Origin of the sequence: Myxococcus sp. AB036A, from assembly GCF_006547355.1 — a bacterium.
GTDB classification, from domain to species: Bacteria; Myxococcota; Myxococcia; order Myxococcales; family Myxococcaceae; genus Myxococcus; species Myxococcus virescens.
This window is the reverse complement of sequence record NZ_VHLC01000022.1, coordinates 18,564-34,692: the sequence shown is the minus strand read 5'-3', so window position 1 is coordinate 34,692 and position 16,129 is coordinate 18,564. Positions and strand designations below refer to the sequence as shown.

General features: G+C 70.3%; 14 protein-coding genes and 1 pseudogene. 9 read left to right on the top strand and 6 right to left on the bottom strand.

The genetic code is table 11. From position 1 onward, the window contains the following. Positions 1 to 14: 14 nt before the first annotated feature. The 3 genes from FL344_RS11850 to FL344_RS11840 all read left to right on the top strand — a co-directional run bounded on the left by FL344_RS11850 (position 15) and on the right by FL344_RS11840 (position 1,817). Positions 15 to 467 carry a PaaI family thioesterase gene (locus FL344_RS11850; RefSeq protein WP_141255415.1) on the top strand — a complete coding sequence of 151 codons (453 nt, stop codon included), beginning with the start codon at positions 15 to 17 and terminating at the stop codon, positions 465 to 467. Further along, on the top strand, positions 464 to 928 hold the full coding sequence (locus tag FL344_RS11845; protein ID WP_090491085.1) for a PaaI family thioesterase: 465 nt from the start codon (positions 464 to 466) through the stop codon (positions 926 to 928). Before FL344_RS11850 ends, FL344_RS11845 begins: the two co-directional genes overlap by 4 nt. A 157-nt stretch (positions 929 to 1,085) precedes the next feature. Next, a complete protein-coding gene (locus FL344_RS11840) occupies positions 1,086 to 1,817 on the top strand; it encodes a DUF4142 domain-containing protein (protein WP_228564961.1) in 732 nt (243 codons plus the stop codon). A 2-nt stretch (positions 1,818 to 1,819) separates the two neighbouring features. Here the strand turns inward: FL344_RS11840 and FL344_RS11835 are convergent, their stop codons facing one another. Continuing rightward, positions 1,820 to 3,256, bottom strand: coding sequence for a protein kinase (locus tag FL344_RS11835; protein ID WP_141618590.1), 1,437 nt, complete (start codon positions 3,254 to 3,256; stop codon positions 1,820 to 1,822). 188 nt (positions 3,257 to 3,444) lie between these two features. Between FL344_RS11835 and FL344_RS39715 the strand changes: the two are divergent. Next, a pseudogene (locus FL344_RS39715) lies at positions 3,445 to 3,555 on the top strand (hypothetical protein); the annotation flags it as partial. A gap of 681 nt (positions 3,556 to 4,236) precedes the next feature. On the opposite strand, the gene FL344_RS11825 reads toward FL344_RS39715, so the two are convergent. The 3 genes from FL344_RS11825 to FL344_RS11815 all read right to left on the bottom strand — a co-directional run bounded on the left by FL344_RS11825 (position 4,237) and on the right by FL344_RS11815 (position 6,269). After that, positions 4,237 to 4,548 carry a pilus assembly protein N-terminal domain-containing protein gene (locus FL344_RS11825; RefSeq protein WP_194858402.1) on the bottom strand — a complete coding sequence of 104 codons (312 nt, stop codon included), beginning with the start codon at positions 4,546 to 4,548 and terminating at the stop codon, positions 4,237 to 4,239. 110 nt (positions 4,549 to 4,658) lie between these two features. Beyond that, entirely contained in the window at positions 4,659 to 5,573 is a 915-nt protein-coding gene (locus FL344_RS11820; RefSeq protein WP_228564960.1) for a sigma-70 family RNA polymerase sigma factor, read from the bottom strand. A gap of 363 nt (positions 5,574 to 5,936) precedes the next feature. Next, entirely contained in the window at positions 5,937 to 6,269 is a 333-nt protein-coding gene (locus FL344_RS11815; RefSeq protein WP_141590527.1) for a hypothetical protein, read from the bottom strand. Between the two features lie 277 nt (positions 6,270 to 6,546). On the opposite strand from FL344_RS11815, the gene FL344_RS11810 reads away from it, so the two are divergent. From FL344_RS11810 to FL344_RS11795, 4 genes are all read left to right on the top strand, one after another. After that, complete coding sequence (locus FL344_RS11810) at positions 6,547 to 7,899, top strand: RtcB family protein (RefSeq protein ID WP_141590525.1); 1,353 nt, start codon at positions 6,547 to 6,549, stop codon at positions 7,897 to 7,899. Positions 7,900 to 8,040: 141 nt separating this feature from the next. Continuing rightward, positions 8,041 to 8,970 (top strand): TIGR02266 family protein, encoded by a 930-nt coding sequence (locus tag FL344_RS11805; protein WP_141618588.1) that lies wholly within the window; start codon positions 8,041 to 8,043, stop codon positions 8,968 to 8,970. Between the two features lie 184 nt (positions 8,971 to 9,154). After that, positions 9,155 to 9,658 carry a cupin domain-containing protein gene (locus tag FL344_RS11800; protein ID WP_020477949.1) on the top strand — a complete coding sequence of 168 codons (504 nt, stop codon included), beginning with the start codon at positions 9,155 to 9,157 and terminating at the stop codon, positions 9,656 to 9,658. 140 nt (positions 9,659 to 9,798) lie between these two features. Further along, positions 9,799 to 10,698 carry an MBL fold metallo-hydrolase gene (locus FL344_RS11795; protein ID WP_141618587.1) on the top strand — a complete coding sequence of 300 codons (900 nt, stop codon included), beginning with the start codon at positions 9,799 to 9,801 and terminating at the stop codon, positions 10,696 to 10,698. Between the two features lie 9 nt (positions 10,699 to 10,707). Here FL344_RS11795 and FL344_RS11790 read toward each other — a convergent pair whose 3' ends face one another. Then, positions 10,708 to 12,984 carry an ATP-binding protein gene (locus FL344_RS11790; protein WP_141618586.1) on the bottom strand — a complete coding sequence of 759 codons (2,277 nt, stop codon included), beginning with the start codon at positions 12,982 to 12,984 and terminating at the stop codon, positions 10,708 to 10,710. 244 nt (positions 12,985 to 13,228) lie between these two features. On the opposite strand from FL344_RS11790, the gene FL344_RS11785 reads away from it, so the two are divergent. Then, positions 13,229 to 15,418 (top strand): tryptophan synthase alpha chain, encoded by a 2,190-nt coding sequence (locus FL344_RS11785; RefSeq protein WP_141618585.1) that lies wholly within the window; start codon positions 13,229 to 13,231, stop codon positions 15,416 to 15,418. Between the two features lie 71 nt (positions 15,419 to 15,489). Here FL344_RS11785 and FL344_RS11780 read toward each other — a convergent pair whose 3' ends face one another. After that, entirely contained in the window at positions 15,490 to 16,044 is a 555-nt protein-coding gene (locus FL344_RS11780; protein WP_141618584.1) for a hypothetical protein, read from the bottom strand. Between the last annotated feature and the right edge of the window lie 85 nt (positions 16,045 to 16,129).

Here is a 16,129-nt window from a genome sequence, read left to right as displayed (position 1 = left end):
GTATCGCGCCCCTCATGTCGGACGACTTCACGCTTCCTGAAGACAAGGCCGAGCGGATGGAGCGCTGCGCGATCTTCTACACCGACGTCGTGCCCCACAATCACGCGCTGGGGCTGAGGCTGGTGGACATCCGCGCCGCTGAGGCCACCGTCGAGCTGCCCTACGCGGAGAACCTCGTCGGAAACCCGGAAACCGGCGTCATCGCCGGCGGCGCGGTGACGACGCTCATCGACGCCACCTGTGGCACCGCCGTTTTCCTCAAGCTGGGCCGCTTCGCCCCACTCGTCACGCTGGACCTGCGCATCGACTACCTGCGCCCCGCGCGGCCTGGCATCGTTCTCACCTGCGTGGCCGAGTGCTACCGGCTCACCCGCCAGGTGGCCTTCGTCCGCGCGTTCGTCCACCAGGGCGACCCGGGCCACCCCGTGGCTTCCGCCCAGGGCACCTTCATGCGGACAGAGGAATGACGACCATGTCCGAGTCCACGAAGCCTCCCCTCGCCGAGCTGGTTCGCCAGGTACGCAAGACGCGCGAGTACAAGCGCCTCACCGACGCCATCCCCTACACGCGTTTCATGGGCATCGGCGTGGAGAACCTCGCCGGCGAGATGCTCTGCCGCATGGCCTTCAACCCGAGGAACATCGGCAACAGCCTGATTCCCGCCCTGCACGGCGGCACGCTCGGCGCGCTGCTGGAATCCGCCGCCGTCTTCGAGCTGCTGCTGCAGACGAACACCGAGCGCGTGCCGAAGGTCATCTCGCTCACGGTGGACTTCCTCCGCTCCGGCAAGCCGCAGGACACCTTCGCCAAGGCGTTCGTCACCCGCCAGGGCCGGCGCGTGGCCAACGTCCGGGTGGATGCGTGGCAGGACGACCGCACGCGGCCCATCGCCAGCGCGCACGCGTTGTTCCTGCTGTCGGAGCCGTAAGCCTTCCGGGAGTGGCGCCGCTGACGGCGGGATGCCCTCGAAACCCCGGAGGCACTGAGGCAGGAGCCCTCGCCCCGCTGCCCGCCCCACTTGCTCGGCGCCATCCTCCGCCTCCACCTTCGGTTTGATGTCTCGCTCGGGACATGGGAGGCAGACGATGAAGCGATGGATGGGTGGGGTGGTGGCGGGCACGCTCGCACTGGGCGGCGGCGCTCTGGCGCAGCAGAACGGCACGGACGACACGGAGAGCATGGTCCGCATGGGCCGTCCGGAGGCCATCGACCAGGGGCAGGCCCCGGAGCCGTTCGAGGAAGGCACGGGGGGCGCTGGTTCCCAGGGCACTCCGCCTGATGCGCGCGGCGTGGCGCTGCTGCGGCAAGGCCTGCTGCCCATCCCCACCGACGAGAAGGCGTTCCTCGACGAGCTCCACCAGGCCAACCAGCACGAGGTGAAGCTGGGCCAGCTCGCTCAACGGCAGGGCAGCGCCCAAGGCGTGAAGGACTACGGCGCGCGACTGGTGAAGGACCACGGGCAAGCAGACCAACGCCTCATGGCCTACGCCCGGAAGCAGAACCTGACGCTGGCCGAGCCCCAGGCGGACACCGAGTTCGCCAAGACGATGGAGCGCGCGGAAGAAGCGTCGATGGCGAAGCTCCAGTCCCTCCAGGGCCCCGCGTTCGACCGCGCCTTCCTGGCCGCCATGGTGGGCGACCATGACGCGGACATCGCCAAGGTGATGGCGGGGCAGCAGCAGTTCTCCGGCAACGCCGGGCTGCAAGCGCTGCTCGGGGACATGCTGCCCACGCTGCGCGAACACCGGCAGCAGGCGTACCGGCTGCTGGGACAGGAAACGCCCCGCCAGGCACGCAGGGCTCCCGGCGGACGCTGACGTCAGCGCGCGGTGACGTCCAGGACTCGGGACTTCATCTCTCCGGCGTGGCTCCACGTAATCAGGTCCGTGCTGCCCGCCTCCTTCCCCCTCAGACGCACCACGCCCTGACGCGGCACGGTGACTTCGACGAGGCTCGGTTCGCCCACCGCGATGCGCTGGAGTCCAGGAACGACCAGTTCGTGCACGTCGCCGACGCGCAGGACAACCGGCGATGCGGCCATGCGCCCGGGCCTCTCGGCTCGCGGCGTGGCGGCGTCGGTCTGGAACAGAAAAGACGGCTTCCACAGGAGCACGCCCAGAACTACCAGGGAACCCGCTCCCGCCAGGGCCAGGATGCCCCGGCGGCCCCATGCCGGCGAAGGCAGGGAGAGCACCGCCATCAGCGCCTCCATGCTGGGGAAGCGGTCCTCGGGCGCGTTCGCGAGCCCCCGCGCCAGCGCGGTGCGGAGATGCCTCGGCACGCTCGATGTTCGCGGTGCGGCGGAGGCAGCACGGTGGCCGGGACGCTCACCGTGGAGCGCTTCGTGGAGCGCGACGCAAAAGCTGTACTGGTCGCCGCGGGCGTCCACGGCCCTTCCCGCGCGCTGCTCGGGAGACATGTACGCCGGCGTTCCCGCGGCCTGCCCCCACTCCGTGAGCATGGAGGCCTTCGATGCACCCTCGCTCACACCGGCCGGCGCCTCGGGAGACACGCCCGTGCCGTGCCTCGCGAGCCCGAAGTCCGTGACGCGTACCCGGCCGTCGCGCCCCACCAGCACGTTGGACGGCTTGAAGTCGCGGTGCACCATCCCCGCGCGATGGGCGGCGGCCAGCCCCGCTCCCGCTGCCAGGAAGACATCCAACACGTCCCGCCATGGACGCTCGCGTTCCCGAAGCCAGTCCGCAAGCGTCGTGCCGTCCACCCACTCCATGGCCAGGAAGTCGTGCCCCTCCGCCGTCCCCAGCTCGAAGAGCGGCAGCACGTTGGGATGTGAGAGCCGCGCCATGGCCTGGGCCTCGCGAAGCAGCCGCTCACGCCCCTGGTCCTGTGCGCCCGCGAGCAGCGGCCTCAACAGCTTGAGCGCCACCCGCCGCCCCAGCCGCAGGTCATCCGCCGCGTACACCACGCCCATCCCTCCCATGCCCAACACGCCCTGCAGCAGATAGGCCCCCAGCCGCGTCCCTGGCGGCAGGACCGGCTCCTCCCGCGCGTCCGGCAACGTCGCCGCGCCCGTGTCCCACCGCGTGGGCACCTCCACCTCACGCTCAACTGCGACTGCGCCCGGCAGGGAGGAGCTGGCCGCCACCGCCGCCACCAACGCCCGGCAGTCCGCGCAACCGTCGAGGTGTGCTTCCACCACCACCACCTTCCCCACGGGAGCCGAGCCACTGACGAAGGCCGCGAGCAGGTTCTCATCCGGACATGCGGACATCGGAGGACGGTGCAACGGGTTCATGGCGCGCCTCGAATCATCGCAGCCCGGGTCCGCGCCGAACAGCCCACCCGAGTTTCCCACCCTCGAAGGCAGCTCCGCTGGCGCGCCGACCCGACCTCCCACCTCATGTCAGTCCCTCCCTGTAGACAGGTCATCGTGGAGGGAACGTTCCTTCCACGCGACGGCCGCGAAGGCAGGGGGACGGGCGAATGTACACGTTGGCGGAGATGCGCGCTTTCAGGCTGCGTGACGCGGCGGAGTTGCTGGCACAGCGGGGGTTCGACAACGTCCGGGCCGCGGAACTGGCCCGGGCCACGCGGCTCTCGGTGGGCTCGCTGTATCGTTACTATGGCAGCAAGCAGGGCATCGCGAGGGCGATACGGACCCTCACCGAGCGCGAGCTGTCCTACACGGGTTTCGTCGCCTACCAGATGGCGGATGGCGACCCGCTGCGGCAGGGCTTTCGCGACGTCTTCATCGCCTTCTGGCGCGAGTTCGCGACCTGGGCGCTGTTGCAGCCCCACCTCGTGGGCTTCACCTTCCTTCACAACCATCCGGACACGGACCCACCGGGCGAGCATGACGGACGGACGCGCGCGCAGGTGCTGGAGGTCCTCGAGCATGGCGAGCGCGAGCAGGTGTTTCCCAAAGGCCGCACCTGGCTCCATGAGTGCATGGTGTGGGGCATGCTGTCGGAGCTCGTGCGCCGGGCGGGCCGGGGCGAGGTGGTGGGTGAAGAAGACGTCGAGACTGCCGCGGAGGTCCTCTGGAAGGCGCTCTCTTCAGATGAGCCCTCCAAGCCTCGAGGTGGTGGCCATCCACCTCCGGGAGGTGACCACGCGCATCCAGCGCTCACGGCGGAGACGTCAACTCGGACAAGTGGTGCGGTCCAGACGGCGCGAAGCCCTGGTCCAGCGGCGCCCACGCCCCTCATCCCTGCGCGGAGGAGCGCGGCTCCCACTCATGTCACATGGCGGCGCCATGGCCACCGATGCCCTGCATCAATCGGTGACGACGATGCGGTAGCTGCTCCGCTTGTTCTCGGGCCCCGCCCACACGAGGAGCGCTGTCTCACCGGCCTGCTTACCGATGATGCGCAGCACCCCTTTGCCGAGTGCCTTGATGTCCGCAGTCTCCGGTTCGTCAATCGCGATGCGGACCATTCCCGGAATTTGAAGGTCGCGATGGCTGCCCTTCTTCACGACCACCGTTTCCTCGGTGGTGGCCGAGGCCCCAGAAGACGGGACCGGCTTCGACTCCTCCGCCAGCGCAGGTGCTCCCACCAACGCCAGCGCAACCAGGGCAAGGCCCATTCTGTGATGCATGGTGTGTGTCCTCCAAGAGGGGGGTGTTCCACCTTCACCCGGATGACACCGGCCATGTCGGAGCGTTGCACGCGGCCGCGAAAAAAGTCCGCGGACCCTCAGGAAGCCCCAGACGTGCTCAGCAGGGACGGCAGGCTCAGGTCCAGCTCTCCCTGTACCACCCGCATCAGGCTGTGCAGTTCGCCGGAGGTGAGCCGAAGCCGCTCCGCCAGCCGCTGACGTGTGCCCTCCAGCGCCGCTTCCCGGGCGCGGGCCACCCAGCGCGACACGGTGGACTTGTGCGTCTGGTACATGGTGCCGATGCGCTCCAGGCTCAGCCCCTCCACCACGTGCAAGCGCAGCACGGTGCGCTCCCGCGTGGGCAGGGCATTCAGTGCCTCGGAGAGCGCCGTCTGGAAATGCTCGCGGTGGTTCTTGCGCAGGTAGTCCAACTCGACGTCCGCCATGCCCGCATGGGTTGGCAGCGGGAGCGCCTCCGCCTCTTCTTCGGCGTGGGCCCTCCGGCGCTCCGAGCGCTGGAGGTTGAGGGCGGTACGCACCGCTGCCGCCCGCAACCAGGCCGCGAGCGGACCACTGCCCTGGTATTCCGCCATGCGTCCGGGCCGGTCACCTTCTGGGACGAGCAGCCGCTCGCGCAGGTGTTGAACCACCTCAGAGGGGTCCACACCCGTGTCCCGCATCCGAGCCAAGGACGCCGCCGCCTTGGGAAGAACGTGGCGCTCCAGCGCGGCATGCGCCGCAGCGTTCCCCCGCACACAGGCGCACGCCAGAAAGAGGTCCGCGGCATGCACGGTGGCCAGCACCCGTGAGGGGTCCTCGTCCCGTGGCAGGCACGAAGCAAGGTGGCGTAGGAAGTCTTCCTCCGCCAGCGTCACGCCCGGCCAGGCCTGCCGCGCCGCGGCGCAGAGCGCGACCAGCGTGTCCTCCAGTCCGGGCAGGGTCTCGTAGCCCTCACGTGCCCCGGAGCCGAGTTGCTGGAGGAAGACGAGCGAGCGGCTCTGCTGCGTTCGCATGCGCACCTCGGCACCGCGCGTGCCTGGAGCGGCACGGCTCACCCGCCTTGTTACCCCGTTCCCTCCCCCCGTTTCCACCCGGCCATGACGTGACGACAACTCGGCGAGCAACTGCGCCAGGAAATCGCCAAGGGCCTTGACCTTGGGCGGCGTGGGGCGCGCGGGCGGCCATACCCGCCACAAGGCTCCCCGCTGCACCCTGTGCTCGCACACGCAGGACCGGACGCGGCGCTCGCGCGGACGCTGAGCCCCGCCCGCCTGGGCATCCGCCCGGACAGGGCCACGTGGCCCACGTCACCGCGCCTGAATTGCTGGCGCGCGAGGTCTCCGCGTTCCTCCGCGAATCGCCCGCGCGCCTGGAGCCTACATGGACACGGACTTGCTCGGGTCGAGCTGCTTCTTTTCGGGCTCGCGCGTCCGGGCCTGCGTGTCCGCCTTCTTCGAGGTGTCCCGGCTCTTGCGCGGGGCCTCGACCTCCGCCTTCACCGGCGCCTCGCAGTGGTCACCCTTCCGATTCGGGTGGCAGTGCCGGATGCCATAGACATGGTGACACCCACAGGGGTCCACCCGCTTCTTCGCGCACGCGGAGGGATTGAACACCGGGGCTGCCACCTCCACCGGCGTCTGTGCCTGCTCCTTCTCCACGGGTCCCGCCTGCAACGCCACCGCCAGGAAAATCCCACCAAGGAAACCCATCGCCCACCCCCTACCTGGATGCTGCGGAATGGATGGGAATGGAATCCGGACGTGACAAGTCCCGGGGCGATCGGAACCTCGCCGTCCGCTCTCGGGCTGACTTTCGCCCGGCCGGGCACGTCCCGGCCGCGGCCTCGTGCGGCTCCGAATTCGCTCGCCTTCCCGCCTGTGCCCCCAGCATCCTCTGCTCCTGTTTTCGGGTTTCGGCTCCTGGCGTCAGCTTCCCTGGACGCTCCCGTCGCTGCCGCGTGTTCATCCCGTCTGGGGGATAAGAGTCATGAGTTGGAAGCAGCGGCTGGAGAAGGTCTCAGAGGGCCATTACGTCCTGGCGAAGACCAAGAGCATGAAGGTCGATGCGGACCTGTTCCTGTCCGACAAGTTGCTGTGGGGGGAGGGCCCCGAGCAACCTGGACTGGAGGACTCTGTCTTTGACCAGGTGGTGAATGCGGCATCCTTCCCCGGGGTCACCCGCGTGGCTGTCACACCCGACTGTCACCTGGGCTACGGCGTCCCCATTGGCACGGTGGTGGAGACGGACGGTATCCTCCTGCCCACCGCCGCCGGCTACGACATCGGCTGCGGCATGGTGCAGTTGCAGACGACGCTCACCGCCGAGGACGTCGCCGACGCCACGAAGCGCCGCCGCTGGATTGAAGAGGTGACGAAGCGCATCGCCGTGGGCGTGGGCGCCAGCCGCGTGCAGAAGCAGCGCAGGGTGACGGACCGCACCTTCTCGGACGTGGTGCGCCACGGCGCCAAGGCCCTGGGCCGGGGTTCGTCCGTCACCGAGCGCGACTACATCCCCGTCGAGGACGACCGGGTGGACATCCCCGAGCGCGCCTTCGGCAAGCGTGAGCAACTGGGCAGCCTGGGCGGCGGCAACCACTTCACCGAGATGCAGGTGGACCAGGACGGCCGCGTGTGGGTGATGCTGCACACCGGCAGCCGCGGCTTCGGGTGGAACATCGCCAAGCACTTCTTCGTGGAGGGCGCCGCGCAACTGGGCCTCAAGAGCCGCAGCGAGGACCATGTCTGGCTGGACGCGGAGAGCCCGCTGGGCCGCGACTACTGGAACCTCCACAACATGGCGGCCAACTTCGCGGTGGCCAACCGGCTCATCATCGGTGAGGCGGTGTGCGCGGCGCTGGAGGACGTCTTCGGCGGCACGGCCAGCGTGTATTACGAAATCTCCCACAACCTCATCCAGAAGGAGGCGGGGAAGTTCGTCGCCCGAAAGGGCGCCACGCGCGCGTTCCCCGGAGGACACCCCGCGCTGAAGGGCACGCCCTGGGAGAAGACGGGCCACCCCATCCTCATCCCGGGCTCCATGGAGACGGGCAGCGCCATCCTCTTTGCCGAGCCGGGCGCACAGAAGTCCATCTATTCGGTGAACCACGGCTCCGGCCGCCGCATGTCGCGTGGCGAGGCGAGGCGCGTGCTGAAGCAGGACGTCACCGACCAGCGCATGGCCGAGGCGGGCATCCTCCTCAACACCCGCCAGACGCCGCTGGACGAGTCCGGCCCCTGCTACAAGAACCTGGACGACGTCCTGGAGACGGTGGAGATGGCAGGGCTGGCCCGGGTGGCCTACCGGCTCAAGCCGGTGGCCTGCATCAAGGGCGCGGACTGAGGCGGCCCGGGCAGCGCATGGCCGCCTGCCTGCCGCCAATCCCTGGGAGGCGGGCGGCCCCGGGTCATTTCCGGCTCGGCGCATGGGGCTCGTGGGGCCGTCCGGGGGACGCTACAGTGGGCGCCCTGGAGTCCTTCGCCCATGAGCTCGCCGTCCCCTTCTGCCCGCATGCCTCCAGCTGCTTCCCGTGAAGCGGAGCTGGCTCGCGCCGAGAGCGAGCTGTCCACGCTGGAGGGCCGGCTCCATGAACAACTCGCCCAGGCCACGGCGGAGGCGTCCGCGCTGGCCACCCGGCTGGAGCAGACGCGGCAGGCGCTGACGCGGGCCCACCAGGTCCCCGGTGCCGACCCCATGTTGGGGGAACAGTCCTCCCGGTTGCAGTTGGCCGTGGCGCCCGCGCTGGACGTGGAGGCGCCGCGCGTCCGGGCACTGGAGGCCCGTCAAGCGGCGCTCCAGGCTCGGCGGCAAGCAGGTTCGGAGATGCAGTCACTGCTGCGAGCCCACCAGGAGCAGGCGGCGCAGGTGGCCCGCGCGGTGACCGAGGCGGAAGCGGTGCTCAAGCGTCAGGCCGAGGCGGCCAGGGCCCGCCAGGAAGCCGCGTCGCGGGCACAACACGAAGCCGCCAAGGCCCGCCAGGCCGAGCTGGCGCGGGCGGCCGCCGCGGCGAGGGCCCAGGGGCACGCACCTCTCCCAGCAGCCGCGGCCCGGCCCGCCACCCCGCCGGAGAACGACGCGCGGCGCAACGGACGGGTGCGGATGCACACGTCCATCGACATGCGCAGCGACTCCAACTTCTTCACGGGTTTCTCACTGGACCTCAGCGAGGGCGGCGTGTTCATCGCCACCGTGGACGCGGTGCCGCGCGGCACGCAGGTGGAGCTGGACTTCACGCTGCCGGGCGGCCGGCCCATGAAGGTGACGGGCGTGGTGCGCTGGGTGCGCGAGGCCAATTCCCGCACGCCGGAGCTGATGCCAGGCGTGGGTGTGCAATTCACCGGGCTGCCGGAGGAAGTGGCCAGCGCCATCTCCTCGTTCGTCACCACGCGCGACCCGATGTTCTTCCCGGACTGAGCTCGAGACAGACGCCTTCGTGACACGCGGGCGCGATGTTTCACGTCATCCGTCGGGTAGTCGACCTCGCGGCCACTCCCGCGCGCTGACAGGCGGGATTATCCTCCGCAGAAGACAGACACTCCGACGACGAACTCATGGCGCAAGCCAATGCAGCGGCGCCGCGGAAGGAGATGACACCCGCATGAGCGCGCCTCATCGCAGCCCCACGGTCCTCGCCGGACGTCGTCCGCGCTGGGACTCCCGCCGCCACGCCGACACTGCCCGTGCCTTGGAAGGCACGGGCACCCCGCCCGCGCGCGACGCCCTGGAGACGCCGGCCCCCGAGGTGGACAAGGTCAACCTCGCGCAGAAGCTGGCCCTCTTCTCCGAGCACTGGTCCCCGAAGGTGGTGGGCGAGCTGAACGGCCAACACGTCCGGCTGGCCCGGCTCCACGGCCCCTTCGTCTGGCACCAGCACGACGCCGAGGACGAGCTGTTCCTCGTGCTCCACGGCCAGCTGCGCATGGAGTTGCGCGAGCGCACGGTGGACGTGGGCCCAGGCGAGTTCATCATCATTCCTCGCGGCGTGGAGCACCGGCCCGTGGCGGAGGAGGAGGTCCACGTCCTGCTCTTCGAGCCCGCCACCACGCTCAACACCGGCAACGTCCGCGAGGAGCGGACGGCCGAGCACCTGCAGCAGCTCTGAAGCGGACATCCAGGCACCCCCGCCGGGCGGGCGAGCCTCCTGCCATCCCGCTTGCGCGGATTCCTCCGTGGCGTCGCGCGGCGCACCTTTAGCTCCGGACCCGGGCCGCCCGAGCGGCTCCCTGCCGAGGAGCGGAAGCGATGCGCATCCACCACCTGAACTGCACCACCATGTGCCCACCGGGCGGCCGGCTGGTGGACGGGCGAAAGGGCTTCACGGGGCCCGCGGCGCTGACGTGTCACTGCCTCCTGGTGGAAGGCCAGCAGGGACTCATCCTGGTGGACACCGGCTTCGGCCTGGAGGACGTGAAGCACCGGCGCCCCCGGCTGTCGCCCCTGTTCCTCGACCTGCTGACGCGGCCCCAGCTCAACGAGGGCTCCACGGCCATCCGGCAGATTGAGCGCATGGGCTTCCAGGCCAGGGACGTGCGCGACATCGTCCTCACCCACCTGGACTTCGACCATGCCGGCGGCCTGGACGACTTCCCGCACGCCCGGGTCCACCTGCTGTCGGACGAGTACCAGGGCGCCGTGGCCCAGGCGACGCCGTTGGACCGGCGCCGCTACCGGCCGTTGCAGTGGATGCACGAGACGCAGTGGGTGACGTACCCCTCCGGTGGAGACGGTGAGCGCTGGTTCGGCTTCGAGTGCGTGCGGGATTTGGCAGGACTGCCGCCGGAAATCCTGCTGGTGCCGCTGCCGGGCCACACCCTGGGCCACGCGGGCGTGGCCATCCAGAATGGCAGCGGCTGGCTGCTGCACGCCGGAGACGCGTACTTCTACCACGGCGAGATGGCCCCGGACCGGTACCGGTGCACGCCAGGGCTGCGCGCCTACCAGAAGCTGATGCAGAAGGACGGCTACCTGCGCTGGCACAACATGCGCCGGCTGCGCGAGCTGGTGCAGCGCCACGGACGGGACGTCACGGTGTTCTGCGCGCATGACTCGCTGGAGTTCGAGCTGCTGGAGGAGCAGGAGAAGGCGCCAGAGCGGTCGCCCCTGCGGACCTTCGTGGACACCCGGCCGCCGCTGCACGCGTGACGGGCGGGCTCACGAGTGCAGGGGAATATCGGGTGGCTCGCGCAGCTCCGAGCCCAGCAGCATCAGCGGCAACTCCACGATGAAGGTGGCGCCCTCGCTGGGGGCGCTCTCCACGCGGATGGTGCCGCCGTGCGCCTCCACCAGCTGCCGGACGATGTAGAGCCCCAGCCCGAAGCCCGCATGCTGGCCGCCGGAGGGCTCTCTTTCAAAGCGCTCGAAGATGCGCCGCTGCGCCTCCGGGGCAATGCCCACGCCGTAGTCTCTCACGCACAGCCGCGCCCGCGCCACGCCCGCGTGCTCCACCCGGACCTCCACCGGCCGTCCCCTGCCGAACTTCAGCGCGTTGGACAAGAGGTTCGTCACCACCCGGTCCAACCGCAGCCGGTCCCACCGGCCCACCAGCCCCAATTCCGCGCCGAACTCCAGCTTGCAGCCCGCCTCCGCAGCCTGTTCGGCGAAGCGCTCCACCACCTCGTGCACCAGGTCCGACAGGTCCACCGGCGCCACGTCCAGCATCAGCTTCCCCGATGACAGCCGCGACAGGTCCAGCAGATTGTGCAGCAGTTGCCCCAGCCGCTGCGTCTGCTTCAGCGCCGCCGCCAGCCCGTCGCGCGCCTTCTGCTCCTCCGCGAGCGCCATCCGCTGAAGCCTTCGCAGCAGCAACTGCAGCGTGTTCAACGGATTGCCCAAGTCGTGCGCGGCCACGCCGATGAGCTCCACCGCGTCCTGCGCCTCGCTCCAGAGCCGGGCGTTGTCCAGCGCGAGCGCGGCGCGTCCCGCCACCTCCTCCACGAAGACCTGGTCCGTCACCGTCAGCCGGCGCTCCGGCGCGGACGTCAGCAGCACGAACACCCCGCGCGTCTGCCGCCCCACCCGCAGCGGCACGCCGAGGTAGGAGCGCACGCCCACCTTCTCCATCAACGAGAGGTGCTCGGGGCCCACCAGCCCCCGGGCCAGGGTCTCCGGAGACACGTCGCTCTTGAGCTCGGAGCGCCCCGTGCGCATCACCTGCCAGATGCCCCACGGAGACTCTGGTGGCGGCGGAAAGCGCCGCGCCGCGTCCCACAGCCACGCCTCCTTCTCCGGCATCGCGTGCGCCACCGCGCGAGGCCAGAGGTCGCCACTGGCCGTCAGCAGGTAGAGCAGGCAGGCGTCCGCCACCTCCGGCACCATGATGCGCGTCAGCTCGGCCACCGTCTGGTCGGGGTCCTGGAACTGGTGGAAGAGGCCCCCCGCCTCCGCCAGCAGTTGCTGCGTGCGCTCGGCCCGGCGCCGCTCGGTGATGTCGCGCGTCACCTTGGCGAAGCCGCGCGGCTGCCCGCGCGCGTCCTGGAGCACGGTGACGTTGACGTCCGCCAGATAGCGCGAGCCGTCCTTCCGCACTCGCCACCCCTCCGTATGCAGCCGCCCATCCCTCCGGGCCCGCACCAGGTCCTTGTCCGGAATCCCCGCCGCCACCGCATCCGGCGGGTAGAAGACGCTGGAGGGCTGACCCAGGATTTCCGCCTCGCGGTAGCCCATGATGCGCTCCGCGCCCGGGTTCCAGCTCTCCACCCGGCCCCGCGCATCCAGCAGGAACAAGGCGTAGTCGCGCACCCCCTCCACGAGGAGCTGGAAGCGCTCGGCGCTGGCCTCGGCCTCCTGTTGGATGGGCCGCAGCTTGCGCGTCAGCGTCCACGCCAGCATCGTGGCGCCCGCGAGGCCCAGGCTCCCCGCGAGCAGCGACAGCCCGAGCGCGCTGCGGTCCGTGGCCAGGCTCTCATGGATGCCCTCGGACAGCCGGGCCTCCGTCTGATGGTGGAGCATCCGGAGGCTGTCCATGGCACGGCGGCGCGTGTCCGCCACGTGGCCGTCGAAAATCTGCTCCAGCCGCTGACGGGGCACGCCGTCCTCGCGCTCCATGATGAGCGCCTGCATGGCCTCCTCGTGCTCCAGCTCCGCGTGGGAGACGGCCTCCAGTTGCGTGGCCAGGGGCTCCTGGGTGAGCCGGCGCTTCAGGGCTTCGTAGGTGGCGATGAAGCGCTCGCGTGCGACGGACATGTCCTGGGCGAAGAAGGTATCTCCCGATAATGCGAAGCCCCGGCCACTGACGACCTTGTCGTTGAAGGTCCGCTCCAGTTGTTTGATGTCCAGCACGTCCCGGGACAGCTCCAGGATGCGCGCCTTGTGATTGGCCCGCACGGAGAGCAGCGCCACCACGGACGTTCCCGCCAGCACGAGCGCCACCACCAACGAGATGATGAAGCCGGCGCCCGCGCGCTGCGCGAACGTCCACGGACGTGCCACCTCCCCTCCTCCCCAGACGGTCCACCGCCCATGCCCTCGGGCAGGGTGAAGCGCTCCGCATCCTGAATCCAGGGGGCTCGCCGGGTGACGCGAACGTTGGAAACCAGGCGCCCGGGCAGACGGCGCCCGGGCCCGCGCGTCGCGGTGTGTGCACCGTCCAACCCCGCCTTACACCCTGGCTGGGCACGCGCGCAGCCCGGACCCACGTTGGGCGCGGGTGGTGGCCTGGGCGGGACGGGAGCGCATGCGCGGAGCGGGGCGGCGGGGAGCGTGGTTCTGGACGTGTGGGCTGGTGCTGTGGGTGGCGTGCAGCCAGACACAACCGTACGAAGACGCGGACAGCCGCCGGCCGGTGTCCTCCTGCGAGCCCATGACGTGCGCCTCCCAGGGCATGGACTGCGGCATCGCCATTGACGGCTGCGGCGGCACGCTCGACTGCGGCGCCTGTGGCCCCGGTGAGGTGTGCGGAGGCGGTGGCCGGCACAACGTGTGCGGACCGGCGCCCTGCGAGCCCACCACCTGTGAGGCCCTGGGGAAGGCTTGCGGACCAGTCTCGGATGGCTGCGAAGACGTGCTCGACTGCGGCACCTGCACGGCGCCCGAGTCCTGCGGCGGAGGGGGCGCACCCAACGTATGCGGCGAGCCCACCTGCACGCCGGACACCTGTGAGTCGCTGGCGCGCGACTGCGGCGCCGTACCGGACGGCTGTGGCGGCATGCTCGACTGTGGCGTCTGCACGGACGGACTGACGTGCGGGGGCGGCGGCGCGCCCAACGTGTGTGGCCACGGCATCTGCAAGCGGGCCACCTGCGACGTGCTGGGGAAGGACTGCGGGCCGGTGTCCGACGGCTGCGGCGGCATGCTCGACTGCGGGGCCTGCGCGGGCGGACTGACGTGTGGCGGCGGCGGCGTGCCCAATGTCTGCGGCAACTCGCCGTGTACGCCGGGGACGTGTGAGACGCTGGGGAAGAACTGCGGGCCAGTGGCGGACGGGTGCGGCGGCATGCTCGACTGCGGCGTCTGCGCGGGCGGCCAGACGTGCGGCGGCGCCGAGCCCAACGTGTGCGGCGGCGGCGTGTGCACCCCGCTCACCTGCGAGTCCCAGGGAAAGAACTGCGGCACCGTGCCCGATGGCTGCGGCGGACTCCTGCACTGTGGCCTCTGCCCGGCGGGCGAGACATGCGGCGGGGGCGGCGTGGACCACGTCTGTGGCCGTCCCCTCTGCACACCGGCCACCTGCGAGTCGCTGGGCAAGGACTGCGGCACCGTGCCGGACGGGTGCGGCGGCGCGCTCCAGTGCGGGGCATGCACGAATGGCGAGACGTGTGGAGGTGGCGGCACACCCAACGTGTGCGCGGCGCCTTCCTGCCGCCCCTACACCTGCGGCCTGCTGGGCAAGGACTGCGGCACCGTGCCGGACGGGTGCGGCCGGTTCCTGGAGTGTGGCACCTGCACGGCGCCCGAGTCCTGTGGAGCGACGGGCGTTCCCAACGTCTGCGCGGCGAGCGCGTCCGTGTGCGTGGACCGGAACCTGGGCAGCGTGTTTCCGGTGATGGTGAAGGGCTCCACCGCGCACGCGGGGGATGACCATCAGTCCTCGTGCGGTGGGAGCGGCGCGCCGGACCGGGGCTTCCTGTGGACGGCGCCCAAGAGCGCGCTCTTCACCTTCGACACGGCGAAGTCGGCCACCCGCTCGCTCGTCTCCGTGCGCAGCGGCGGCTGCGGGGGCGCGGAGCTGGCGTGCGCGAAGGACGGCATCAGCTACGGCGGCGGCGCGCGTGTTTCGGTGCCGCTGGTGCAGGGACAGACGGTGCTGGTGGTCGTTGACTCGGCGAGCCTGGACCGGTTCAGCGCGGGGTACTTCGAGCTGCACATCGATGAGCTGCGGGCCAGCGAGGCGGGCTCCTGCTTCGACGGCATGGACAATGATGGGGACCGCTGGGTGGACTGCGCGGACACGGACTGCCACGACGCGCCGGGCTGCGGCGGCCGTGGCTGCGCGCAGCATGACTTGGGCAGCGCGCTGCCGGTGACGTTCCACGGCGAGACGGCGGGTTCCGGTGACGGCTTCCAGGGCACCTGCGGCGCGCTGCTCCAGCAGGACCGCGCACACCTGTGGACGGCGCCGCGGGCGGGCACCTACGTCTTCGACACGGCACCGAGCGAGTGGGGCAACGCGCTCTACGTGCTCACGGGTTGCCGGGGCACGGAGCTGGGTTGCGCCTCCAACCCGAACGGGAGTCCCCAAGACTCGCCCGCCGTGAAGGTGACACTGGCGCAGGGACAGACGGTGCTGGTGGTGGTGGACGGCATGGCGAATCCCGACCAGGACACGCCCATCCGGTACACGCTCCACATCAGCGAGGACGCCGCTACGGAGACGGGCCGGTGCGCGGATGGTGCGGACAACGATGCGGATTCCCACTGCCGGTAACGATAGGCCACCCTCGTGGCGGAGTGCCTCGATGGAGCACGCCCGCGCTCATGCGTTGGATTCCCAGCGTGTCAGCGATGCGCCTGCCGGAGCGCCTTCACCACGACGTCGCGGATGCCAACGGCGCGCGCGTAGGTGTCTCCCTCTTCCTCATCCGTGGAATACAAGTCGTAGGCGGGCGCCGTGAACGCCACCGTGCCGCGCTTCGTCCCCCTGACACCACCACAGGCCCACTCGACCGTGGTCACGTAACGGGTCGGCGCATCACCTGAGGCCGACTCGGACTCACGACGAAGCATCACACTCGTCAAATCCTGGAGGATGCGCTCACCTTCGGCCCGGGACAGCTTCCTCGGACTGAGCTTGACCGGGTCTTCCCAGTCGTCCCCTCGGCCAGAGACCTCCGCGCCGCTTTGCGTCACCTTCAGGTAGAAGGTGCTTTGGGTGAACACCCAACAACCCGTGAGGACATAGTCGACCTTCACCGTCACGGGCAGGTCCTCACTGAGGCAGCGCAAGGCCTCCTCGCTGGGCGCCTCGTACCCGATGACGTCGTCAGACGCCGCTGCGGACGAAAGCCCCGCTACCGCCAGGAGAACCGCGAGCCCCCGAGAGAACCGCCGCATGGTGCGACCTCCGTTGCATGGAACGGAGGGAGCCTGGCACCCGTGACTCGCGTGCAGCCACGCATGGTTCCATCATCGTTTCGGC

Coding starts and splice junctions, on each gene's coding strand:
- FL344_RS11850 (WP_141255415.1), top strand. CDS start 15: ATGTCGGACGACTTCACGCTTCCTGAAGACAAGGCCGAGCGGATGGAG.
- FL344_RS11845 (WP_090491085.1), top strand. CDS start 464: ATGACGACCATGTCCGAGTCCACGAAGCCTCCCCTCGCCGAGCTGGTT.
- FL344_RS11840 (WP_228564961.1), top strand. CDS start 1,086: ATGAAGCGATGGATGGGTGGGGTGGTGGCGGGCACGCTCGCACTGGGC.
- FL344_RS11835 (WP_141618590.1), bottom strand. CDS start 3,256: ATGAACCCGTTGCACCGTCCTCCGATGTCCGCATGTCCGGATGAGAAC.
- FL344_RS11825 (WP_194858402.1), bottom strand. CDS start 4,548: ATGGGCCTTGCCCTGGTTGCGCTGGCGTTGGTGGGAGCACCTGCGCTG.
- FL344_RS11820 (WP_228564960.1), bottom strand. CDS start 5,573: ATGCGAACGCAGCAGAGCCGCTCGCTCGTCTTCCTCCAGCAACTCGGC.
- FL344_RS11815 (WP_141590527.1), bottom strand. CDS start 6,269: ATGGGTTTCCTTGGTGGGATTTTCCTGGCGGTGGCGTTGCAGGCGGGA.
- FL344_RS11810 (WP_141590525.1), top strand. CDS start 6,547: ATGAGTTGGAAGCAGCGGCTGGAGAAGGTCTCAGAGGGCCATTACGTC.
- FL344_RS11805 (WP_141618588.1), top strand. CDS start 8,041: ATGAGCTCGCCGTCCCCTTCTGCCCGCATGCCTCCAGCTGCTTCCCGT.
- FL344_RS11800 (WP_020477949.1), top strand. CDS start 9,155: ATGAGCGCGCCTCATCGCAGCCCCACGGTCCTCGCCGGACGTCGTCCG.
- FL344_RS11795 (WP_141618587.1), top strand. CDS start 9,799: ATGCGCATCCACCACCTGAACTGCACCACCATGTGCCCACCGGGCGGC.
- FL344_RS11785 (WP_141618585.1), top strand. CDS start 13,229: ATGCGCGGAGCGGGGCGGCGGGGAGCGTGGTTCTGGACGTGTGGGCTG.
- FL344_RS11780 (WP_141618584.1), bottom strand. CDS start 16,044: ATGCGGCGGTTCTCTCGGGGGCTCGCGGTTCTCCTGGCGGTAGCGGGG.